Source organism: Streptomyces sp. NPDC049541 (assembly GCF_044465725.1).
Classification (GTDB): domain Bacteria; phylum Actinomycetota; class Actinomycetes; order Streptomycetales; family Streptomycetaceae; genus Streptomyces.
On the sequence record NZ_JBITLY010000010.1, the window covers coordinates 128,333 to 149,444 of the forward strand.

19 protein-coding genes and 1 pseudogene are annotated in these 21,112 nt (G+C 70.9%); 9 read left to right on the forward strand and 11 right to left on the reverse strand.

What is annotated here, in order from left to right; genetic code table 11:
- Positions 1–75: 75 nt before the first annotated feature.
- The 6 genes from ACIBW9_RS32310 to ACIBW9_RS32335 all read right to left on the reverse strand — a co-directional run bounded on the left by ACIBW9_RS32310 (position 76) and on the right by ACIBW9_RS32335 (position 5,697).
- Positions 76–678 carry a GTP-binding protein gene (locus ACIBW9_RS32310; RefSeq protein WP_398960561.1) on the reverse strand — a complete coding sequence of 201 codons (603 nt, stop codon included), beginning with the start codon at positions 676–678 and terminating at the stop codon, positions 76–78.
- Positions 665–1,024 (reverse strand): DUF742 domain-containing protein, encoded by a 360-nt coding sequence (locus ACIBW9_RS32315; protein ID WP_398960562.1) that lies wholly within the window; start codon positions 1,022–1,024, stop codon positions 665–667. Before ACIBW9_RS32315 ends, ACIBW9_RS32310 begins: the two co-directional genes overlap by 14 nt.
- Before the next feature lies 1 nt (position 1,025).
- Positions 1,026–1,457, reverse strand: a complete 432-nt coding sequence (locus tag ACIBW9_RS32320; protein WP_030940055.1) for a roadblock/LC7 domain-containing protein — start codon at positions 1,455–1,457, stop codon at positions 1,026–1,028.
- A 15-nt stretch (positions 1,458–1,472) separates the two neighbouring features.
- Positions 1,473–3,818 carry a nitrate- and nitrite sensing domain-containing protein gene (locus tag ACIBW9_RS32325; protein WP_398960563.1) on the reverse strand — a complete coding sequence of 782 codons (2,346 nt, stop codon included), beginning with the start codon at positions 3,816–3,818 and terminating at the stop codon, positions 1,473–1,475.
- Between the two features lie 171 nt (positions 3,819–3,989).
- On the reverse strand, positions 3,990–4,997 hold the full coding sequence (locus ACIBW9_RS32330) for a substrate-binding domain-containing protein (RefSeq protein ID WP_398960564.1): 1,008 nt from the start codon (positions 4,995–4,997) through the stop codon (positions 3,990–3,992).
- A gap of 265 nt (positions 4,998–5,262) precedes the next feature.
- Positions 5,263–5,697 carry an Lrp/AsnC family transcriptional regulator gene (locus ACIBW9_RS32335; RefSeq protein WP_398960565.1) on the reverse strand — a complete coding sequence of 145 codons (435 nt, stop codon included), beginning with the start codon at positions 5,695–5,697 and terminating at the stop codon, positions 5,263–5,265.
- A gap of 384 nt (positions 5,698–6,081) precedes the next feature.
- Between ACIBW9_RS32335 and ACIBW9_RS32340 the strand changes: the two genes are divergently transcribed.
- Complete coding sequence (locus ACIBW9_RS32340; protein ID WP_398960566.1) at positions 6,082–7,533, forward strand: MFS transporter; 1,452 nt, start codon at positions 6,082–6,084, stop codon at positions 7,531–7,533.
- 93 nt (positions 7,534–7,626) lie between these two features.
- Here the strand turns inward: ACIBW9_RS32340 and ACIBW9_RS32345 are convergent, their stop codons facing one another.
- A complete protein-coding gene (locus ACIBW9_RS32345) occupies positions 7,627–8,646 on the reverse strand; it encodes an Lrp/AsnC family transcriptional regulator (RefSeq protein ID WP_398960567.1) in 1,020 nt (339 codons plus the stop codon).
- A 300-nt stretch (positions 8,647–8,946) separates the two neighbouring features.
- On the opposite strand from ACIBW9_RS32345, the pseudogene ACIBW9_RS32350 reads away from it, so the two are divergent.
- Positions 8,947–9,738: pseudogene (locus ACIBW9_RS32350) on the forward strand (SAM-dependent methyltransferase); the annotation flags it as partial.
- A gap of 314 nt (positions 9,739–10,052) precedes the next feature.
- Positions 10,053–10,754, forward strand: a complete 702-nt coding sequence (locus ACIBW9_RS32355; protein WP_398960568.1) for an FAD-dependent oxidoreductase — start codon at positions 10,053–10,055, stop codon at positions 10,752–10,754.
- Positions 10,755–10,916: 162 nt separating this feature from the next.
- On the opposite strand, the gene ACIBW9_RS32360 is transcribed toward ACIBW9_RS32355, so the two are convergent.
- Together ACIBW9_RS32360 and ACIBW9_RS32365 are read right to left on the reverse strand one after the other, a co-directional pair.
- Positions 10,917–11,345, reverse strand: coding sequence for a DUF6114 domain-containing protein (locus ACIBW9_RS32360; protein WP_398960569.1), 429 nt, complete (start codon positions 11,343–11,345; stop codon positions 10,917–10,919).
- Positions 11,345–11,998: a DUF6230 family protein gene (locus ACIBW9_RS32365; protein ID WP_398960762.1), complete on the reverse strand. Its 654-nt coding sequence runs from the start codon at positions 11,996–11,998 to the stop codon at positions 11,345–11,347. Before ACIBW9_RS32365 ends, ACIBW9_RS32360 begins: the two co-directional genes overlap by 1 nt.
- A 666-nt stretch (positions 11,999–12,664) precedes the next feature.
- On the opposite strand from ACIBW9_RS32365, the gene ACIBW9_RS32370 reads away from it, so the two are divergent.
- A complete protein-coding gene (locus tag ACIBW9_RS32370; protein WP_398960570.1) occupies positions 12,665–13,318 on the forward strand; it encodes a Tat pathway signal sequence domain protein in 654 nt (217 codons plus the stop codon).
- Positions 13,319–13,336: 18 nt separating this feature from the next.
- Here ACIBW9_RS32370 and ACIBW9_RS32375 read toward each other — a convergent pair whose 3' ends face one another.
- Positions 13,337–14,284 carry a lytic polysaccharide monooxygenase gene (locus tag ACIBW9_RS32375; RefSeq protein WP_398960571.1) on the reverse strand — a complete coding sequence of 316 codons (948 nt, stop codon included), beginning with the start codon at positions 14,282–14,284 and terminating at the stop codon, positions 13,337–13,339.
- Between the two features lie 704 nt (positions 14,285–14,988).
- On the opposite strand from ACIBW9_RS32375, the gene ACIBW9_RS32380 reads away from it, so the two are divergent.
- Together ACIBW9_RS32380 and ACIBW9_RS32385 are read left to right on the forward strand one after the other, a co-directional pair.
- Entirely contained in the window at positions 14,989–15,633 is a 645-nt protein-coding gene (locus tag ACIBW9_RS32380) for a ScbR family autoregulator-binding transcription factor (RefSeq protein ID WP_398960572.1), read from the forward strand.
- 231 nt (positions 15,634–15,864) lie between these two features.
- Entirely contained in the window at positions 15,865–17,034 is a 1,170-nt protein-coding gene (locus tag ACIBW9_RS32385; protein ID WP_398960573.1) for a damage-control phosphatase ARMT1 family protein, read from the forward strand.
- Between the two features lie 15 nt (positions 17,035–17,049).
- Here ACIBW9_RS32385 and ACIBW9_RS32390 read toward each other — a convergent pair whose 3' ends face one another.
- The gene (locus ACIBW9_RS32390; protein WP_398960574.1) at positions 17,050–18,312 is read right to left on the reverse strand and encodes a cytochrome P450; all 1,263 of its coding nucleotides are present in this window, start codon (positions 18,310–18,312) and stop codon (positions 17,050–17,052) included.
- A 125-nt stretch (positions 18,313–18,437) separates the two neighbouring features.
- On the opposite strand from ACIBW9_RS32390, the gene ACIBW9_RS32395 reads away from it, so the two are divergent.
- The 3 genes from ACIBW9_RS32395 to cyc2 all read left to right on the forward strand — a co-directional run bounded on the left by ACIBW9_RS32395 (position 18,438) and on the right by cyc2 (position 21,078).
- Entirely contained in the window at positions 18,438–18,623 is a 186-nt protein-coding gene (locus ACIBW9_RS32395) for a hypothetical protein (protein ID WP_398960575.1), read from the forward strand.
- Between the two features lie 18 nt (positions 18,624–18,641).
- Positions 18,642–18,824, forward strand: coding sequence for a hypothetical protein (locus ACIBW9_RS32400; protein WP_398960576.1), 183 nt, complete (start codon positions 18,642–18,644; stop codon positions 18,822–18,824).
- A 97-nt stretch (positions 18,825–18,921) separates the two neighbouring features.
- On the forward strand, positions 18,922–21,078 hold the full coding sequence (gene cyc2, locus ACIBW9_RS32405; protein WP_398960577.1) for a germacradienol/geosmin synthase Cyc2: 2,157 nt from the start codon (positions 18,922–18,924) through the stop codon (positions 21,076–21,078).
- The last annotated feature ends 34 nt before the right edge of the window (positions 21,079–21,112 follow it).

The following is a 21,112-nucleotide window of genomic DNA, read 5'->3' on the forward strand; positions in this document are numbered from 1 at the left end:
GGTAAATCGATCAGAAGGTAGGGATGTGGCGCATGCGCGTCAATGAGACGGTCACGCTTGGCTGATTTTCGCCGTTCACTTCTCCGTCGGCCGTGAACCGCCTGTGTGGACCGCCGCCGCGATCAACTGGTCGATCAGCGCGATCAGTACGTCCCTGGACGACTCCCGCTCGCGTGCGTCGCACAGCAGCACCTGCACGTGGTCCGGGAGGGCGAGCGCCTCGCGGATCTCCTCGGGCGGGTAGGGGTGGTCGCCGTAGAAGCCGTTGACGCCCACCACGAAGGGGATGCCCCGGCGTTCGAAGAAGTCGATGGCGGCGAAGCTGGTCTCCGGGCGGCGGACGTCGATGAGGACGACCGCGCCCAGGGCGCCCAGGGCGAGGTCGTTCCACATGAACCAGAAGCGCTGCTGGCCGGGCGTGCCGAAGAGATACAGGACGAGGTCGTTGCCGATGCTGATGCGTCCGAAGTCCAGGGCCACGGTGGTGGCCCGCTTCTCCTCGATGCCGTCCAGGTCGTCCACGCCGAGACCGGCGGCGGTCAGCGGTTCCTCGGTGCGCAGCGGGGCGATCTCGCTGACCGAGCCGACCATGGTGGTCTTGCCGACGCCGAAGCCACCGGCGATCAGGATCTTCACCGTGTCGGGCGCCGCCCGGGTGGAGAGGTCAGAGCCGGTCAAGGCCGTCCCTCACTTTCTGCAGCAGGTCCAGGTCTTCCGGTGTGCAGGAGACGGGGTGCGGGGCGCGGACGGTGATACGGCCGCTCTCCAGCAGATCGCAGAGCATGATCACCACCACGCTCACCGGCAGATCGAGCAGGGCGGCGAGTTCGGCGACGGCGATCGGCTCGGCGCAGCGGCGCAGGATGCGCCGGTGCTCGGGCTGCGGTCGGGTGGCCCAGGTCGGCGGCGGGTCCACCGCGGTCACCGTCGTGATGAGCGTGAAGTCGGCACGGCTGGGCCGGGTCCGTCCTCCGGTGAGCGCGAACAGCCGTACCAGACGGCCGTCCGTGTCGCCTCCGCTCACCTCACGCGCCGGACTCGGCGGTCGGGCCGAGACCCGCTCTCGGGGCCGCGCTGAGGTGCTCGCCGATCTTCTTCACCAGCATGTTCATCTGGTACGCCACCACGCCGACGTCCGCGCCCTGACTGGTGAGGACGACGAGATGGGCGCCCGGGCCGGCCGAGGTCAGGATCAGATAGCTGTGCGCCATCTCGATCAGCGCCTGCCGCACCGGGCCGCCACGGAAGTCCATGCTGACGCCCTTGCTCAGGCTCATCAGACCGGACGCGGTCGCCGCAAGCCGCTCGGCGTCGTCGCGCAGGAACCCGGTGGACTTGCTGACGACCAGCCCGTCCTCGGAGAGCACCACGGCGTGGTTCACCTCGGCGACCCGCTCCACGAGTCCGGTCAGCAACTGGTCGAGCTGGGTATGGGTGGCTGGGATGGGGCGTGTCATGGCGGTGTTCCTTCGTCAGCGGTCGGCGGGCGGAGTCGAGGGGACGGTCGTGCCATCGGCGGTCAGGTGCGCACCCGGTTCCCGAGTGACGGGCGCTTCCTCCTGACCCCGGTCGTACTGCGTGTCTGTGTCGTCGTCACGTGCCTGGAGCGTGCCGCGCTGGAAGCCGGCGAGCGAGGAGGCGGCCCGCTCGGCGGTGAACTCCTCGGCGTGGTCGTGCTGTTCGTCGCCCGGGGCCTCCTCGCGCAGCTCGGCGGCCAGGCTGGTCTGGGGGACGCGGCGGGGGAGCGGGGCGAGGCCGTCGCGCCGGACCGTGGACGCGGCGGCGGCGGGGGCGGTCCGTGCCGGGGCGGGGCGGGCCTCCCGTACGGGCTGGGGCTCCTCCGCAGGGGACGGACCCTCCACGGCGGGAGGCTCCTCGGCGGGGGCCGGGACCGGCTCCCGTACGACGATCTCGTGCGGGAGCAGCACGATCGCCGTCGTTCCGCCGTACGGCGAGGGGCGCAGCGTGACCGCGATGCCGTGCCGGGTGGCGAGCCGGGCGATCACGAACATGCCGAGCCGGAGGTCGTCGGCCAGCGCCACCACGTCGAACTGCGGCGCGACCGCCAACTGCGCGTTGAAGGAGGCGTAGTCCTCCTCCGACAGGCCGAGGCCGCGGTCCTCCACCTCGATCGCCAGGCCCTTGGCGACCAGCGCGGCCCGCACGTCGACCGGGGCGGGCGCCGGCGAGTACGCGGTCGCGTTGTCGATGAGCTCGGCCAGCAGATGGATCACGTCGGCCACCGCGGGCGGCGCGATGTACACGTCCTCGTCGGTGTGCACCTCGACCCGCTGGTACTCGGCGACCTCGCCGACGGCGCTGCGCAGGATGTCGATGAGCGCGACCGGCTCGCGCCAGCTGCGCCGCGGCTGCTCACCGCTGATGATGACCAGGTTCTCCTCGTAGCGGCGCAACTGGCTGGCAGTGGAGTCCAGTTCGTACAGGCCCTTGAGGACGTCCGGGTCGGAATGGCTGCGCTCCAGCGCGTCCAGCTTGGTGAGCTGCAGATTGACCAGGTTCTGGCTCTGCCGGGCGATGCCGAGGATGACCTTCTGGAAGCCGCGCCGGGTGTCGGCGAGCTCGACCGCGGTGTGCACCGCCGTGCGCTGCGCCTTGTTGAACGCCCGTGCCACCTGGCCGAGTTCGTCCCGGCCGTAGTCCAGTGGCGGGGTCGCCAGGTCCGCGTCGACCTTCTCGCCCCGGTCGAGGCGGGCCACCACGTCCGGCAGCCGTTCCTCGGCCAGGCTGAGCGTGGCCTCCCTGAGGCCGCGCAGCCGCCGGGACAGGGAGCGGGTGATCCGCCAGGACATGCCCACGCACACCAGCAGCGCGAGCAGACCGCCCGCGCTCAGCGAGGCGGCGGTGAGCAGCAGGCTGTCGGATTTGTCGGCGCTGCGGTCGAGCAGCCCGGCTGTCTGGGCCCGGATCATCCGCCCGTACTCGTCGCCGACCTTGGCGAAGGCGAGTGCCCACTGCTTGCGCGCGTCGGGCAGGGTCACCTTCCCGTCCGGACCCGGCCGGGCCGCGAGCACCTTGTCCTCGATGTCCTGGACGGTCCGCCACTCGGGGCTCTGCAGGATCCGCTCGGTCTGCGTCTTCCCGCCGCCCTGCAGCGAGGGGACGATCTGGTCCTCGACCAGCCAGCGCCGGGTGTCGACCAGCTGCGTCAGCGTGGCCCACGACGTGTCGCTCAGCCGCCCCGCCGGCCAGGCCAGCGTGAGCTGCGTGTCCTCCTGCGCGACCAGCTCCGCCGCATGCTCCAGGGCGACCAGCGGTCCGGCCTGCGAGGTGAGGTCGCCGTCGTCGACCTGGGAGAGCTCCTGGAAGGCGTGGATCTGGTCGTCGATGATCGAGCTGTACTGGTCCAGCGCCTGCGCCGCGGTGATGTCGGTGGGATCGTCCACCTGGCCCCGGTAGTACTCCAGACTGCCCACCGAGCCGAGCACCGAGTACAGCCGCTCCGAGATGCGCGCGGGTGCCTTCCTGATCGCGTCGGAGTGGCCGACCAGCTTCGCGACCGCCTTGTCCGTCTCCTTGCGCTGGGCGAGCAGCGCGGTGCGGGAGCCGCGCGGGTCGCCGGCCAGCCAGGCCGCCGACAGGCTGCGCTCCCGCTGCAGCGCGAGCGTCGCCTCCGTGCCCATGGCCCCCGTCGACCGGCTCAGTTCGGTCTGCCCGCGCAGCCGCAGCCCCTCGTCGAACATCTGCGTGGTCGTCAGGGCCCACATCGCGGCGAGGGTGACGCTGGGCACCAGGGCCAGCAGGATCAGGGAGAGACGTATGGAGCCGAGACGGCGCCGGGCACCTGTCCGTGGAGACATCGTCGTCCTAGGCGGTCAGCGGAGCGGAGGGAGCGGAGGGGGGAACACGGGGGTGGCCGTGAGCGGGGAGAGAAGGGGTGCACAGGATGCTATCCGTACAAGTGACCGCACGTGCCACAGGTCTCCGAATCTTTCGCGACATTGATGTACGAAGTGTCGCCGCCGTCCGGCTCAGCGCGTGCCGCGCGCCGCGTACCTGGCGACCGAGGCCACGTTCGCCTTGGTCACGAAGGCCGGGCCGGTGAGCACGGGGGACACACCGCCGCCGCTGGTGTTGCCGTTGGTCCTGTACAGCCACAGCGCGTCCACCGCGAGATAGCCCTGCAGATACGGCTGCTGGTCCACCGCGAACTGCACGTCACCGCTCTCGACGGCCTTCACCAGGTCCTGGTTGAGGTCGAAGGTCGCGACATGGGCCCTGCTGCCGGACTGCTGCACCGACTTCACCGCGGTGAGCGCGAACTGGGCGCCCAGGGTGACCACTTCGTCGATCGTCGGGTCCTGCCGCAGCTTCGCGGTGATCGCGGCGGCGGTCGCGTTCGCGTCGGTGCCCTCGACGTAGAGCATCTCGGTCCTGCCGTCGAAGGTCTTCTTCACTCCGGCACAGCGGGCCTCCAGGGCGACGTTGCCGCGCTCGTGGATCACGCACAGGGCGTGCTTGGCGTCGAGGGCGTCCAGCTTGTCGCCGACGGCCCGCCCGGCGAGGCTCTCGTCCTGCCCGAAGAACTCCAGGACCCCCTCGGACTGCCAGGAGTCGATGCCTGAGTTGAGGCCGACCACGGGTATGTCCGCGGCCCTGGCGGCCGCTGTCGGGCCCTTCATGGCCTGCGGCTTGGCGAGTGTCACCGCGATGCCGTCGACCTTCTGGCGGACGGCGTCCCGCACCAATTCGGCCTGCCCCGCCGCGTCGGAGTCATTGGCGTAGGTCAGGTCGATGTCGTCCTTGGCCGCGGCGTCCTCGGCGCCCTTCTTCACCAGGTCCCAGAAGGTGTCGCCCGGCGGAGCGTGCGTGACCATGGCGACCTTGAGACGGGCGGTGCCCGCCCTGCCGGCGCCGTCCTTGGAGTCGGACGTGGCGCCGGCCGCGGAGCAGCCGGCCGCGAGCAGGCACACGGCCGCGGCCAGGGCGGCGATGCGCGCGGGTCTGTGGGAAGCGGGCGGTGGGGGAGGAGTGTTCATGAGGGTTCGGCACCTCGCTGTGCGGCCGAGCAAGCGGAACGGCGAGAGGAGTCCCGAACGGCGTCCGACGCGTCGTACACCGTCCGGATGACTCTCGCTGGCCGGAGCCAATCGTGTGTGACCGCCGGTAGTCAAGTGATCAGCAACATTGAGTGAGTTGTCGCTGCCGCATCGTGATGATGCGTTCCGGCTGGCAGGGGGCATCAGCACGATCGCGACGACCGGAACGGCGACCGTCCGCCTCGACGTACGCGGTCCACAGCCGTCACCGGTTCCCCCTGGCCGGCCCGGCGGGCGTGATCGTGCCCACCGCCTTGAGCGTGCGCAGCACGGGTGCGGTCTCCAGGGTGCGGATCGCCTTGACCGCGCCCAGGCCGTGGGTGAGGTACTGGTACAGGGCGGCCGTGTCCCGGCACAGGGCGTGCGCCACCAGGTCGGTGGGGCCGGTGGTGTGGGCGACGAAGGCCAGCTCGTCGTGGTGGGCCAGGGTGGTGGCGACCTCGCCGAGATGGGCCGGGGCCACTGCCATCCACAGGAGGGTCTTGGCGCTGCCGTCCAGCAGGCCGGGGTCGAGCTCGATGTCGAGGAAGATCGCCCCGCAGGCACGCAGATGGTCGAGCCGGCGCGAGACCGCCGCCGCCGACCAGCCGGTGCGAGCAGGCGGACTTCTCTCCGGGTGGCGGGTAGGACGGTCATCCACGCTCCTGAACAAGGTGAACGAAGGAAGGAGGCCTCCGGCACACGGGGGTGGCCGGGAAACCACAGCGTGGAGTGATCACGCCCGCCCGCTCCAGTCGCGGCGGCGGACTGGAACATTTCTTCCATCGAGGACGGCCCTGTGAAGGAACCTCGCACCGCCCAGGGGGATCGGTCTTCCCCCGGCGGCCCGGGCGCGGGCGGACGAGCCCGGGCCCGTGGTGTGGGATATCGACAGGACACAGGGCGTGGATGGAAGGAATCCTCCATCTCCCCGCTCTGGCTGGAGTCTCCTGTTCACCCCGCCCCACGCTGAGTCGTGGTCGGCCCGAGGCCCCGACGAACGGGGCCGGGCCGGCGTGTCGACAGCGGTGGAGAGGAACCCCCGATGACTGCTGAGCGTGTGCTGACGCCGACTCCCACGGCGTACCGATGGCGGTGGCTGGCGCTCACCGCACTGCTGCTCGGTGAGGCGATGAACCTGCTGGACGCGACCATCGTCCAGGTCGCCGCACCGGCGATCCATGCGGACCTGGGCGGGTCGGTGTCCGACATCCAGTGGTTCACGACCGCCTACACCCTGCCGTTCGCCGTGCTGCTGATCACCGGCGGGCGGCTGGGCGACATCGCCGGCCGCAAGCGGCTGTTCGTGATCGGTGTCACCGGATTCATGATCGCGTCCGCCGCCTGCGCCCTCGCGCCCTCCGTCGGTCTGCTCATCGCCTTCCGGGTGGTGCAGGGGGCCGCGGCGGCCGTGATCATTCCCCAGACCATCGGTCTGATCAAGACGATGTTCGCCGGGCCCGAGATGTCCAAGGCCCTCGGCAGCATCGGCCCGGTGATGGGCCTGGCAGCCGTCTGCGGGCCGGTGCTCGGCGGGGTGCTCACCCATGCGAACCTGTTCGGCTCCTCATGGCGCGCCGCCTTCCTCGTGAACGTTCCCGTGTCGCTGGTCGTGCTGGCGATCTCGCCCAGGCTGATGGAGAACCGCGCCCCCAGGCGGCCCACCCTCGATCTGACCGGCACCCTGCTGTCCATGGCCGGCATCGGGCTCGTGGTCCACCCGCTGATCGGCGCCGAACTGTCGGCCATGTCCGGGTGGAGCTGGGCGGTCATCGCGGCCGGGCTGTGCCTGATGGTGGTGTTCGCGCTGCACCAGCGGTCGGTGGCGGCCGCCGGGCGCAGCCCGCTGGTGGAGCCGAGCCTGTTCGCCCACCGCGGCTTCCCCGCCGCCCTGGTGACCTCGACCGCGTTCTTCGCCGTCACCAACGGCCTGATGATGGTCATCGTGCTCCAGCTGCAACTGGGCCTGGGGGCCGATGTGTTGAAGGCGGGCCTGACCCTCGCGCCGTGGTCGGTGGGCCTGGCGGTCGCCTCCTGGGTGGCCGGTGCGCACCTGGTCAAGCGCTACGGACACCGCATGATGTCCCTGGGGCTCGCCGTGCTGCTGGTCGGCGCGCTCGCCTCCGTCGCCGTGTACCACGCGGCGGACCCGGACAAGTACCCCACGCCGCTGCTCCTCGCGCTCGGGGTCGTCGGGCTCGGCGTGGGTCTGTTCAGCCCCGCCTTCTTCACCATCGCCCTCAAGCCGCTGCAGCCCCAGGAGATCGGCTCGGCCGCCGGTCTGCTCAATGCCGTACAGCAGCTGGGCGCCACGCTCGGGGTGGCGGTCCTCGGCAGCGTCTACCTGGGCAGCGCCCACACCGGCGACGCGTCCTCGGCGCTGCACGCCGTCCAGCTGGCCTTCTGGGTCGCCGTCGCCCTGGTGGTGGTGAGCTTCGCGACGAGCCGCATGATGATCGACAAGAACGCCTCGCCGGAGGCCGGGACGGGACATTAGCCGAGCCCTTTCACACGGGGAGCGGACCAGCGGATCAGCGCAGGGACGAGCGGCGGCCTTCGGGCCGCCGCTTCTTCCGTATGGGCGGGGGTCTCAGACCCGGGTACGGGGCGTGGCCGCGGAGCGCCTGGTCCGGGCCAGGTCCGTGATGATCGGGCTGGCCGCCTTGAGGTTCTGCAGGACCGGGCTGGTCTCCAGGGTGTGGATCGCGTGCAGTGCGCCGAGCCGCCGGGCCAGGTAGTGGTGCAGGTCCGCGGGGTCGCGGCACAGGGCCTGGGCCACCAGGTTGGTGGGGCCGGTGGTCGCGGCCACGAAAGCCAGCTCGTCGTGGCCGGCGAGGGTCGTCGCCACGTGCTCGAGGTGCGCGGGGCTCACCGACATCCACAGCAGCGCCCGGGTGTTGGCGCCGAAGTGCCCGGTGTCGACCTCCACGTCGAAGAAGATCGCGCCGCCCGCCTGCAGATCCGCGAGGCGGCGCGCCACGGTGACCGGGGACCAGCCGGTGGCCTGTGCCAGCTCGGCGTGGGTGGCCCGGCCGTCGCGCTGCAGGGCGACCAGCAAGTCCGTGTCGGAATCGGTGAGTTGGCGCGGCACGGGGACGTAGGAGGTGTCCGCCGCCTCGTGCTCGCGCAGCACCCGCTGCTGCTTGTCGTCGAGGCTGTCGGCGCTGCGCCGCCAGTTCGTCGACCCGCCCAGGTAGGTGTGCAGGATGCAGTGCGCGGACACCGCGGTGATGTGGTTGGTGCGCGGAATGTCGCGCAGGAGCAGGGAGTTGCCCGCGCCCGCCTCGGTCGGGGTGTGGATGATCGCGACGATCTCGGTGCCGCCGGAGGTGAGCTTCACCCACGAGGTGTCCTGCCGCCGCACCAGGGCATGCGCCAGGTCCTGCGCGCTGCTCGCCGCCGCGGTGAGCCGCACGAGCCACTGCGTCTGACCTGCCTGATGAGGATCCGGCAGTCCCACCACCCGCAGGGACGCCTCGGTGCGCAGCCGGCGGTAGCGACGGGCCACGGTCTGCGGCGAGACGTCGAGCGCTGCGGCGATCTGGCTGAACGGTGCACGGCCGTCCATGTGCAGCGCGTGGATCAGGGCACGGTCCAGGTCGTCGAGCATGCACACATCCTTCAGTGGGGGCCTGCTCCGTGGAATAAAGTCAAAGATAACGCAGTGCACGCTACCATCGCTGCCGCAAGGCCCCGCTGAATTCCATCAGATCGCCGCTCGGGCCATGTTCCCCCGGGCATTCGAGCCTCATCTGCCGGGAAATAGTCAGCAATTGCGCGAAAGTTTCACGCTTAACTATCCGCCCGTGCGGACCTGCGCATTTCCATGGAGTTGAACTCGTCTTGAGGAGGATTTTGTGGTGGAGCTGAAGACGCCTTCGGCCGGAGTCGGGCAGACGCACTCTTCAGCGCATGGATGCGTCAACTGGAAAGCGTGAGTCCGGATCCGCTGTTCCGGGACCCGCTCGCCGGTGCGATGCTCTCCGCCCTGGCCGAGGACCCGGTGCCGGCCGACGTGGCCGAGGTGATCAAGCAGACGCACACCAGCGCCGCGGGCTTCCCGACGTACTTCGCGGTGCGCACCCGGTTCTTCGACGACGAGATCCTGGCCGGGCTGGGCACCGGAGTCCGGCAGGTCGTCACGCTGGCCGCCGGTGTGGAGGGCCGGACGGTACGGCTCGATCTGCCGGCCGGCACCCGCTGGTTCGAGGTGGAGCTGCCGGAGATGACGGAGTTCAAGGACGCCCTGATCGCGCGCTGCGGGCTGCCCCTGGCCTGCGAGCGCCGCGGGGTCGCCGCCGATCTGCGCGGGGACTGGCAACAGGCCCTGCGAGCTGCCGGTTTCGATCCGGCGCAGCCCGCGGTCTGGCTGGTCGAGGGCCTGCTGATGTACCTGACCGATGCGGCGAACGAGTCGCTGCTGGCCGGCCTGAGCGAGCTTTCCGCCCCGGGCAGCCGGCTGATGCCGGAGCACCTCCAGGCGGCCATGCTGCAGGAGGAGGGCAGGCCGGTGCGCGAGCGGGTCGCGGAGCAGGGTGCCCGGTGGCTCTCCGCCCGCGACGACCTGGCCGAGTGGCTCGGCGGCCACGGCCGGCGGGCCGAGGTCTACGCGGGCGACGACCCGCGCATCGGCCACGGGCGCACGGTGGCCCCGCTTCCCGCCTGCTGGCTCACGACCGCGGCGCTCACCGATCCGCGGTAGTGGGGGACGCGGGGGAGAAGCCCCGCGCCCGGTAATTCGGAATTCCCCATTCCGTTGCTTGTCGCCGTTTTCAGTCGCCGTCGCGGTATTCGGCCCGACCGGTTGAGCATCCGGGTTTTCCGGCGGAGGGCCGATCGGGCCGACCGGACGGCGTAATTGAGCCAGATCTCATGACCCTGCCGTATCAGCCAGCCGAAAGCCGCCGTTCCACGCCTCGGAACGCGAGATTACCCGGGAATTCTCCTGCCTTGCTTTTGCGGTTGCATCCGGGAATCCCGCTCGGTCATCCGCCTCACGGACAGCAGAGGAATCGCATGTCTGACGACACCGCACGCCCCCACGATCCCGAGGAACCGCGTGCCCGCGGCGGCGGCCACTGCGTGGGGCTCGGGGCCGGCATCGCCGGCCTCTTCGCCGCCCGGGTGCTGTCCGACTCCTTCGACCGGGTCACCGTCGTCGACCGGGACACGCTCCCCGGGACCGACGAGAACCGGCGCGGGGTGCCGCAGGGCCGGCACGCCCATGCGATCCTGCCCGCCGGCACCCGAGGGCTGCAGCAGATGTTCCCCGGTCTGCTGGAGGAGTTCCAGGCCGAGGGGGTGCCCGTGGTCCGCGAACCCGTCGAGATGCACTTCGCGCCGGGCGGCCATCTCCTGTGCCAGGAGGGCCGGTACGCCGACCCCACCCCCACCTACCAGCCGACCCGGCCCCAACGGGAGGGCCGAGTCCGGGCCCGGGTACGGGAACTGCCGGGCGTTCAGATCTTCGACCGGTGCGAGGCGTCCGGCCTGACCGGCACCGCGGACCGGACCCGGGTGACCGGCGTACGCCTGGTGCAGCGTGACTCCGGGGCCGAGCGGGAACCGGCCGCCGACCTCGTCGCCGACGCCACCGGACGCCGGCCTGGTACGGGCTCAGCACCCCGGACGTCGACGGCGCCAAGGCGTTCTACGCCCAGGTCTTCGGCTGGACCTCCGCCGTGCCCGGCGAGGCGGGGGGCGCCGCCGCGCACCTGAGGTTCGTCGGCGGCGTCGCGGACTTCGGCGGCCGCGCCGTACTGGGCATCTGAACCACCGCGCGACGGCGACCGCCCACCGGCCGGCCCCGAGACGGGCCGGCCGGTGCGGGCTGCGGTGCCTGCGGCGGTGCGGCCCCCGGGCCGCTCACGGCTGTGCGGCTTACGGCTGTACGGCCTCCAGGGCGCGCGCCTCTTTCCTGCGCTTCCGGCGGCTGACCCGCGGCTCCTGGTCCGGCAGCCAGCCGAAGGCGAGGCAACTGCCGACGGCTCCCAGGATCAGGCCGAAGAAGAAGCCGCCCAGGTTCGAGGTGAGCCAGGTGGCCAGAGAGGCCAGCACGCCGATGATCGAGTAGAACAGGCGCTGTGTGGGGTTGAAAAGGATCAGCAGTCCGCACAGCAGCATCACGGTGGGCAGCAGGTAGCCCGCCAGGGTCTGCGCGCCGGAGTGCAGGATGACCTTCAGCGAGGCCTTCTCGGTGAGCAGGATCTCCGCCCCGCCCAGGGCGAGCAGCAGCCCGCCCCAGAACGGACGGCGGGCCCGCCACTCACGAAAAGCGGGCCGCGCGCCTTGCTTCGGGCTGTCCGACATCAGCAACCCGAGTCGCTGAAGCTGAGTTTCAGGCCCGGCAGCTTGAACACCCCGGCCGTCGTCGCGTAGTTGGTCTGCCGAAGGTTGTCGATGTGCACCGTGTCGGCCTGCTGGCTGAAGACGCCCGCCGGTCCCTTGACGCCGGCCTTGTTGAGGGTGCTCGCGTCGTTGCCGATCTCGATGTTCCTGAAGGCGGCGTCGCCGGTCAGCTGGGTCGAGTCCGTCGTCAGGTCGGTCGCCTGCACCTTCGAGGAGCCGCTGCCCGCCTTGATCAGCAGGTTGGTGCCACCCAGGTCGACACTCTGGCACAGACTGTCCAGTGTCGCGTTCTTGATGGCGGAGGTGACGATCAGCACCTGACCACCGGTGTCGCCCGCGTTGGGGCTGTTGTCGATCATGCTGTCGAGCCCGCCGAACTGCTCGAAGCCGGTGCCGTCGAGCGACTTGGCGGTCACCGTGAAGGGCATTCCGGAGATCGAGAACGAGACCCCCAGCGCCCCCTCGGCGGTCATGATCGCGAGGCCGGCCGCGATCGCGACGGCCGGGACCGCCATCACGGCGGCGCGGCGCAGCCGGACCCGCCCACGTCTTGCGGGGTCGGGCGAGGAACCGCTTTCCGGGTTCCCTGTGGTGAGTTCGGCGGACGAGGCCATTTCTGCTCCCATGTGCATAGTCAAGTGCGGGTTGGGCATCATCGGCGCGTTGTCCTGGCGCGGACAGCGGCTGCGGACGCACGCCTCCTCCCAAACTCCCGGCGGGTGGAAGGGCTTTCTCGTACTCCGCAGTAGCCAGCGAGGAAGTTACCCGTGGTTACTTTTAAGGGTCAAGGGAGTTGTGAAAAAAGAGTGTTGGTTGTGCCTCACCTGTGGCTCGGCAGGTCCCGCGGGTGCCACTCCACTCTTGAACGATCGTCAACTCGCCTGTTCTGCCTTGACGTTGACTGACACTCAGGTCTAGAACTGCCCCTGGCTTCCCCCAGATCCGTGGCGCCGGATCCAGCCACGCGGCACCGTCCGCGTCTCCCGGACCCCTTATGTCCGCACGGGCCCTTCACAGCCCGAGATCCCCCCAGACGGCCCGGTAAGGGCACTTCCCCCCTGGCCTGCTCCAGGCCGTCGCTTCCGCCCGGCCCGGCCACAGGCCCACCCCCAGGGTCTGCGGCCGGCCACCGGCCGGACGTCGTTGCCGGTCCGTGGCGTACGGAGAAGGCGCCACGGTCCGGCACCGGCGGACGCCGACCGGCGTCCCCCCACCCCTCCTCGCGCCACATCGGAAGCCCCCCAACCCTCAAACCCCGCACAAGAAAGAGGTACGTCCGCATGCGCACTCGCACCCTCCTCACCCTGGTCGGCACCGTCGCCGCACTCTCGATCCCCGCCGCCGTCCCGGCCTCGGCGGCCGACACCCCCGTCCTCACCACCGGTTCGGCCGGCGGCACCGCCGTCGCGGTCGGCGACGTCCTCTCCGCACCGCTGGCCAGCGGTACCAAGGCCACGCTCTACTCCAGCGCGACCGGCACCAGCGGCGTGAGCTGCGCGTCCTCGACGTTCACCGCGACGGTCACGGACAACCCGGCCGCGCCGGGCACGGCCACCGAGTCCGTCGGCGCGCAGAGCTTCGACAGCAGCAGCTGCACCAGCAACGTCCTCGGTGTCACGGGCGTCACCAGCATCACGGTCGACAACCTGCCGTACACCACCGCCGTGGCCTCCGACGGCACGCTGACCGTGACCCCCGCGAGCGGCTCCACCATCCAGACCACGGTCAAGCTGAAGACCCTGCTGGGCTCCATCACCTGTGTCTACCAGGCCCCCAGCCTGACCGGCACGACGAGCAACAGCGACGCCAGCATCAACTTCACCAACCAGCAGTTCACCAAGGTGTCCGGTTCGTCGCTCTGCTTCAGCAGCGGCTACTTCACCGCCAAGTACGCCCCGGTGACCGACAACGGCGCCACCGTCTACGTCAACTGACCCTCGAGCGGGCGTAGTTCAGCGTCGACGCAGACGCAGCGCCAGGGCGGCGCCGCCGGTGAGCACCAGCACCGCAGCGGCGCCGCCCGCCAGCATGGGCGCGGACGGGCCGGAGCCCCCGGTGGAGGTCGAGGCCACCGGTGTGCTGCCGGGCTCGGTGGACCCCTGCCGTTCGGTCGCCGCCGCCCCGGCCGTACGGGACGGAGTCGTACGGGGTTCAGGTGTGGCCGTGGGGCTGCTGCTCGCGCTCTTCCCGCCACCGCCACGGCCACCGCTCGCGGACGTCGACGCCGTTGCTGCCGTACCGCCGCTCCTGCCGCTCCCGGCCGCCCCGAACACCACGTCGGAGCATGAGTAGTACGTGTCCGTGGTGCTGCTGTTCTGCCAGATGGTGTAGAGCACATGGGGCCCTCGCCGGTCGGACGGCAGCTTCGCGGTGATGCGGTACGCGCCGTTCGTCAGGGCCGGGTCCTTGACCGAGGCGAACGGCCGGTCCGGCAGCTCGGCCCAGGTCAGCGGCTTCTTCGGGTCGTAGCCGGGCTTGGTGAGGTAGAGCTTGAACGTGCCGGTGTGCGGGATCGTCGAGGCGTATGTCATCGTCAGGGTCGCGCCCGGCTTCAGGGTTGTCGACGGCCAGTCGGAGCGGGCGAGGTCGAGGCCCTTGTAGGCGGGCAGTCCGCCACTGCACAGCTTTCCGTCGGGGATGACCTGCCGGTCCCTGCCGCCCACGTCCGCGACCCGCAGGTTGTCCCAGAACGTGAAGGGGGCGCCGTTCGCGGCGACGGCCGCCTTGCACGCCGCCGACTGCGCGTTGCCGCCGCCGTCGGGCGAGCAGGCGTAGGCCCTGCTGACCGGATCCGTGGGGGCGCCGTGCGCCTGGGCGGGGCCCGCCGCCCAAAGGGGCAGCAGGAACGGGGTTGCGAGGGCGGCCGCCAGGGCGGTGCGGTGTGCGGTCATCCGGGGCATCCGGAACGTCTCCTCGGCCGACGTGAAACGATGTGCTCCCGTGAAGTACGGGCGACCCGCCCGCCGCGTTCAGCACATGACGCCCGTGAGCGGTCCGGCGCGAACAACTCCTTGAACCTTGACCGTTCACCTGCGCCGCACACCCCTCGGGGCCACCCACCGTCACATTGAAGACCGACCGGTCGCCTCGTACTCTGGCAGTCGCCGGGGCGGGCACCTCGCCGTCCGGTGTGTGATCCGTCTCCAGGGGGCCGAGGGAGGTTCGCGCTGTTCGCACAGGCCCTGGGCCCCTTGGTTATACGTGTCCCCGACCCGTCGCGCATGAGCCGCTGCTCGTCGCGGAGGCCGTCCGGCCGTCGGCAGCCGCGGATAGATACCGCCCATCCTGTTTTCTTTGATCCCCTCGATCATGTCCCTGGTGTGCTGCTCCTGGAGGCGGCCCGGCGGCCCGCCCGCGTCCGGGCCGTCGGTCCGACCGGGGCGGCTCCTTCCGTGCGACCTCCCATCATCATGTTGAGCTGGACGGACCCACCTGGATCGAGGAGACCGACGAGGCCGGCGCGGGTGTGGAGGTCCGCGGATCCCAGGGCGAGTCGACGGTTTCCGGGTGCGAAGTCTGTGCCGCCGCACGGTGAGATATCGTTCACGGGGAGTGAGAGAAACAGACAGTCCGGCCCGTTTACAGCTTCAGGAGTGTTCAGTCGATGGCGAGGCAGTTACGCGCCGAGCAGACCCGCGCGACGATCATCACGGCCGCAGCAGACCTGTTCGACCGCCGTGGCTACGAATCGACCAGCTTGAGCGACATCGTGGAACACGCCCAAGTCACCAAGGGCGCCCTCTACTTCCACTTCGCGGCCAAGGAGGACCTCGCCCACGCCATCATGGAGCTGCAGTCCAAGGCCTCGCACGAGGTGACGAAGGAACTGGACGGCCGGGGCTACTCCTCGCTCGAGACCCTGATGCGCATCACCTTCGGCATCGCCCGGCTCTCCGTCGAAGGCCCGATACCCCGGGCAGCGCTCCGGCTCGCCACCGGCGAGGTCGCCGTGCGACCGCCCCTGCGGCACCCCTTCACCGAATGGCGGGACCTCGCCACTCGCAAACTCCTCGGCGCCGTCAAGGAGTCCGACGTCCACCCGGACATCGATGTCGATGCCGTAGCCCACTCCCTCGTCAGCTTCTTCGTCGGCACCCGCGTGGTGGGCCGCTCCCTCGAACCCGTCGCCCACCAGCCCCGCAGACTGGCCGAGATGTGGCACCTCGCGATCCGCGGCCTGGTCCCGGTGACCCGCCGCGCCCGCTATGTGAGCCTCGCCGCCCGGCTGGAGCGGGAGCGCTCCGCCTGAATGGCCGCAGTGCTGCTCCACCGCGGGGTCCCGTGGCGTCGGGCGGGCCGGGCGTCGGGTGTGTCAGGCGTCTGCGGCTGCGTCGTGGCTTGTCGCGCAGTTCCCCGCTGCTTGTCTGCGGGGCGTCGGGTTTGACGCGCCCGGGTGTTGAGCCGCAGACCGACACGGCCCCGCGCCCCTTTCGGCGCCGGCAACCGGAGCGGACTCGCCAGGCCCGCTTAGGGTGGGCGCATGCCCCACAGCCCGTCCGCGCCCGTGATCCTCGGCAACGAACCGGGGTCCTTCCCCCACAGCGTGCTCGCCGAGCGGCACCCCGCGATCATCCGGCAGGTCCGCGACGCCTTCCCCTACGGCCCCGCACAGCACCGCGCTCTCGACGCACTCCTCGCGAGCTGCACCAAGGGCGTCGTCGAACCGCTCCCGGCCGAGGCGCACGACCGGGACCGCTGGGAGGCGTGGGGCCTGGCCCAGTACGCCGGCCGTTCCTGGTACGACACCCCCTGGCTCTGGTCGGAGAGCTACTTCTACCGCCAACTCCTCGACGCCGTGGGCTACTTCGGACCTGGGCCCTGGCAGGGCGTCGACCCGTTCCGCCCCTTCAAGCTGGCCGAGCTCGACTCCCCGCAGACGGACGAGGAACTGGCCGCCCTCGACGGCCTGTCCGCCGACGACCAGGACCGCGCCCTGCTGCACGGCTCCCTCTGGGGCAACCGCGCCGACCTCGGCTTCCGACTCTCCACCGCCGGGACCGGCACCGCGGACCCCGCCCCGGGCCTGGTCGCCGACGACAGCGAGAGCCTCTGGTCGCTGCTCCCACCGTCCGGCGCGGGCACCCTGTGCCTCATCGCGGACAACGCGGGACGCGAACTCATCCCCGACCTGCTCCTCCTCGCCCACCTCCTGGAACGCGGGCGCATCGGGCGTGCCGTCCTGCACATCAAGCCGTACCCCTACTACGTCTCCGACGCGACAACGGCCGATGTGCTCGACGCGCTCAGGAGACTGACCGGGGCGCGCGGCACAGCCGTCGAGTACGGCCGCATCCTGTGGTCGGCGATGACCGACGGCCGCCTCAGCCTCCGCGCCCATCCCTTCTCCGCGGCACCGCTGCCGTACGCCGACATGCCGGGCGATCTGCGCGCGGAACTCGCCACGGCCGCGCTGACCGTCGTGAAGGGCGACCTCAACTACCGCCGTCTGGTGGGAGATCGGCTGTGGACCCCGACCACGCCCTTCGCGGACGTCACGGCCCACTTCCCCGGCCCGGTCGCCGCCCTGCGCACCCTGAAGTCCGACGTGATCACCGGCCTGGACCCCGACACCGAGGCCGCGCTCGTGGCGGCCGAGGGGCAGCGGTGGCGAACCGGCGGCACCCACGCACTGATCCAGGTACGGACGTAGGGCCGGTGTCCGGACTCAGTCCACCTGCACCGTCAGCGACTTGATCCCGTTGATGAAGTTGGACGTCAGCCGCCTGGCGGGTCCCGCCGTGCGCAGGACCGGCAGGGCCCGCAGCGCCTCCCCGTACAGCACCCGCAGCTGCAACCGGGCGAAGTGCGCGCCCAGGCAGACGTGCGGACCGTCCCCGAAGGAGACGTGCGGGTTCGGCGTACGGGACAGGTCGAGGCGCTCCGGTGCGGCGAAGACCCTTTCGTCGTGGTTCGCGGAGGCATGGAAGACGACCACCTTGTCGCCCGCACGGATGCGCCGCCCCGCCAGCTCGGTGTCGCGGGCGGCGGTGCGGCGGAAGGTGAGGACGGGCGGGTGAAGCCGTAGCAGCTCATCGACGGCAAGGGGCAGTTCGGCCTTTCCGGCGCGCAGCAGCTCGTACGACTCCGGGTGCCCGGCCAGGATCAGCAGGCCGCCGGGCGCGGCGCTGCGGACGGTGTCGTTGCCCGCGACGGTGAGCAGGAAGAAGAACATCTCCAGTTCGGCGTCGGCGAGTTCGCGGTCCTGGGCGAGCGTCGTCAGCACGTCGTCGGCGGGGTGGCGGCGCTTGTGCGCGGCGAGCTGCTGGGCGTAGGCGAACATGTCCCGGAGCATCGCGGGGGAGCGGGGGTTGACCGGTTTGCCGTCCGCGTCGAGCACGGGGGTGCCGGCCTCGTCCGGGTCCTGGTAGCCGATGACCCGCTGCGTCCAGTGCAGCAGCAGGCCGCGGTCGCTGTCGGGGACGCCGAGCAGGTCGGCCAGGTTGAGCAGGGCGTAGTCGTCGGTCACGGCGGTGACGAGGTCGACGGTGCCGTCGGTCGTACGGGCCGTCGCCAGCGCCTGCGCGAACAGGGCCCGGGCCCGCTCCCGCGCGACGGACGTGAAGCGGTCGATGCGGCCAGGGGTGAAGGCCCGGCTGACCAGCCGCCTCAACCGCCCGTGTCGCGGGGGATCCTGATTGAGCATCATGCGCCGGATGAAGGGCAGGTCGGCGGGGTCGGGGTCGCGGATCTGGGTCGCGCCGAGGTGTGAGGAGTACGTCGCCGAGTCCTTGAGCACGCGTACGACGTCCGCGTGCCGGGTCACCGCCCAGAACCCGGGCCCGGCCGGCCAGCCCAGCACCTCGGGCTCGTCCTGCCAGGCCACGGGGTGGTGGTCGCGCAGCACCCGGTAGGCGGCGTGGGGGACCCCGGTGGCGTACTGCCGCGGGTCGAAGACATCCGGGACTGGCGGGGCCTCGTGGGCATGCATGCGACCACGGTGAGGTTCCCTGCGGGGCTTCGGCAAGGGAACGCGGCCGCCCCTTCGGGGGCGCGTCCTCCCGTGCCGGCCAGAGCCACGGCGACCAGCGCGGCCTGCACGACATCACCCCCACCGTGCCCGACGGCCAACTCCTGTGCGTCGTGGGCCCCTCCGGACGCGAGGGCACCGTCACCGTCGACGGAACCCCGGTCACCTGCGTACCCGACCGACTGGCCGTCGTCTTCCAGGACTACGGCCGTTCCCTCTCCCCCCGGCTCACCGTCCGCGACAACATCGCCATCGCCCGCGCCCTGGTCTGACGCCCTTCCCTGCTGCTCATGGGCGACGACAGCGTCTACGTCGGCGCCCGCGCCGTCGTCCTCTCCCCGGCCCCCGCCTCCCACATCGTCCTCGACCTGCCCGTCGAACTCCCCGGAAAGCGCGACCAGATCGCCACCCGGGGCGTGCCCGAGTTCGTGGCGCTGCGGGCGGAGGTGGGACGGGCGGTGCGGGGCTCCTAGGGCCGCCCTGTTCCCGTTTCGCCCGCGATTCACGCGATGGTGTGATCATGTCCCGGCCCGCGGATGGCGCCGGGGGGTCACGGGTAGGGCCCCGGCCATGACGCAGCAGCCCTTCGAACTCCCGCACTTCTACATGCCGTATCCCGCACGGCTGAACCCGCATGTCGACGAGGCGCGTGCCCATTCGACCGAGTGGGCACGGGGAATGGGCATGCTGGAGGGGTCCGGGATCTGGGAGCAGTCCGACCTCGACGCCCATGACTACGGACTTCTCTGCGCCTACACCCACCCCGAGTGCGACGGCCCCGCCCTCTCCCTGATCACCGACTGGTACGTGTGGGTCTTCTTCTTCGACGACCACTTCCTGGAGACCTTCAAGCGCAGCCAGGACCGCGTCGGCGGCAAGGCCTACCTGGACCGGCTGCCCTTGTTCATGCCCCTCGACCTCGCCACCGCCGTACCGGAGCCGCAGAACCCGGTCGAGGCCGGGCTCGCCGACCTGTGGGCGCGCACCGTGCCGTCGATGTCGGTGGACTGGCGCCGCCGCTTCGCCGTGGCGACCGAGCACCTGCTCAACGAGTCCCTGTGGGAGCTGTCCAACATCAACGAGGGGCGGATCGCCAACCCCGTCGAGTACATCGAGATGCGCCGCAAGGTGGGCGGCGCCCCCTGGTCGGCCGGGCTCGTGGAGTACGCGACCGCCGAGGTCCCGGCATCCGTCGCGGAGTCGAGGCCGCTCAGGGTGCTGATGGAGACGTTCTCCGACGCCGTCCACCTGCGCAACGACCTGTTCTCCTACCAGCGCGAGGTCGAGGACGAGGGCGAGAACAGCAACGGCGTGCTCGTCCTGGAGACCTTCTTCGACTGCACCACCCAGGAGGCCGCCGACACCGTCAACGACGTCCTCACCTCCCGCCTCCACCAGTTCGAGCACACCGCCCTCACCGAAGTGCCCGCACTGGCCCTGGACAAGGGCCTCACCCCGGACGAGGTCGCCGCCGTCGCCAAGTACACCCAGGGCCTGCAGGACTGGCAGTCCGGCGGCCACGAATGGCACATGCGCTCCAGTCGCTACATGAACGCCCGCGCACAGACCACGCAGCCCTGGCACCGCCTGACCGGCCCCGGCACCTCCGCCGCCGACGTCGGTGCCCTGCTCGCGGCGGCCGGCGCCGAGCGCCTGCGTGCCTACACGCATGTGCCGTACCAGAAGGTCGGCCCGTCCCTGCTGCCCGACTTCCACATGCCCTTCGAGGTGGACCTCAGCCCCCACCTGGACGGCGCCCGGCACCGCCTCACCGACTGGATGCACGCCATGGGCATGCTCCAGGAGGGCGTCTGGGACGAGGACCGGCTCGCCGCCGCCGACCTGCCGCTGTGCTCCGCGGGGCTCGACCCCGACGCGACACCCGAGGAACTCGACCTGAGTTCGCAGTGGCTGGCCTGGGGGACGTACGGCGACGACTACTACCCGCTCGTGTACGGCCACCGCCGCGACCTGGCCGCCGCCCGGCTGACCACCCGGCGCCTGTCGGACTGCATGCCCGTCGACGGCGAGGAGGCCCCCGCCCCGCTCAACGGCATGGAGCGCGGCCTCACCGACCTGTGGGCGCGCACCACGGCGCAGATGACCCCCGAGCAGCGGCGCACCCTCAAGGACTCGGTGAACGTCATGACCGAGAGCTGGGTGTGGGAGCTGTCCAACCAGCTGCAGAACCGCATCCCCGACCCGGTCGACTACCTGGAGATGCGCCGCGCCACCTTCGGCTCCGACCTCACCCTGAGCATGTGCCGGATGGGCCACGGCCCCGCGGTCCCGCCCGAGGTCTACCGCAGCGGCCCCGTCCGCGCCCTGGAGAACGCCGCCATCGACTACGGGTGCCTCATCAACGACGTCTTCTCGTACCAGAAGGAGATCGAGTACGAGGGCGAGATCCACAACGCGATCCTCGTCGTGCAGAACTTCTTCGGCATCGACTACCCGACCGCGCTGTCCGTCGTCCACGACCTGATGACCCAGCGCATGCAGCAGTTCGAACACATTGCCGCACACGAACTGCCGGTGGTCTACGACGACTTCAAGCTCTCCGACGCGGCGCGCAAGGCGATGGACGGCTATGTGAAGGACCTGCAGAACTGGATGGCGGCCATCCTCAACTGGCACCGGAACGTGGACCGTTACAAGCCGGAGCATCTGGCCCGCCGCACTCACGGCTTCCTCCCGGACCGGCCCGCCGCCCTGACCGCGCATTAAACCTTTTCGTGCGGAACGGGACATTCAGGGAACT

Excerpts from the sequence above, each read along its gene's own strand:
- ACIBW9_RS32320 (WP_030940055.1), bottom strand. The coding sequence starts at position 1,457 with ATGACACGCCCCATCCCAGCCACCCATACCCAGCTCGACCAGTTGCTG.
- ACIBW9_RS32325 (WP_398960563.1), bottom strand. The coding sequence starts at position 3,818 with ATGTCTCCACGGACAGGTGCCCGGCGCCGTCTCGGCTCCATACGTCTC.
- ACIBW9_RS32330 (WP_398960564.1), bottom strand. The coding sequence starts at position 4,997 with ATGAACACTCCTCCCCCACCGCCCGCTTCCCACAGACCCGCGCGCATC.
- ACIBW9_RS32340 (WP_398960566.1), top strand. The coding sequence starts at position 6,082 with ATGACTGCTGAGCGTGTGCTGACGCCGACTCCCACGGCGTACCGATGG.
- ACIBW9_RS32345 (WP_398960567.1), bottom strand. The coding sequence starts at position 8,646 with ATGCTCGACGACCTGGACCGTGCCCTGATCCACGCGCTGCACATGGAC.
- ACIBW9_RS32355 (WP_398960568.1), top strand. The coding sequence starts at position 10,053 with ATGTCTGACGACACCGCACGCCCCCACGATCCCGAGGAACCGCGTGCC.
- ACIBW9_RS32360 (WP_398960569.1), bottom strand. The coding sequence starts at position 11,345 with ATGTCGGACAGCCCGAAGCAAGGCGCGCGGCCCGCTTTTCGTGAGTGG.
- ACIBW9_RS32365 (WP_398960762.1), bottom strand. The coding sequence starts at position 11,998 with ATGGCCTCGTCCGCCGAACTCACCACAGGGAACCCGGAAAGCGGTTCC.
- ACIBW9_RS32370 (WP_398960570.1), top strand. The coding sequence starts at position 12,665 with ATGCGCACTCGCACCCTCCTCACCCTGGTCGGCACCGTCGCCGCACTC.
- ACIBW9_RS32375 (WP_398960571.1), bottom strand. The coding sequence starts at position 14,284 with ATGCCCCGGATGACCGCACACCGCACCGCCCTGGCGGCCGCCCTCGCA.
- ACIBW9_RS32380 (WP_398960572.1), top strand. The coding sequence starts at position 14,989 with ATGGCGAGGCAGTTACGCGCCGAGCAGACCCGCGCGACGATCATCACG.
- ACIBW9_RS32385 (WP_398960573.1), top strand. The coding sequence starts at position 15,865 with ATGCCCCACAGCCCGTCCGCGCCCGTGATCCTCGGCAACGAACCGGGG.
- ACIBW9_RS32390 (WP_398960574.1), bottom strand. The coding sequence starts at position 18,312 with ATGCATGCCCACGAGGCCCCGCCAGTCCCGGATGTCTTCGACCCGCGG.
- ACIBW9_RS32400 (WP_398960576.1), top strand. The coding sequence starts at position 18,642 with ATGGGCGACGACAGCGTCTACGTCGGCGCCCGCGCCGTCGTCCTCTCC.
- cyc2 (WP_398960577.1), top strand. The coding sequence starts at position 18,922 with ATGACGCAGCAGCCCTTCGAACTCCCGCACTTCTACATGCCGTATCCC.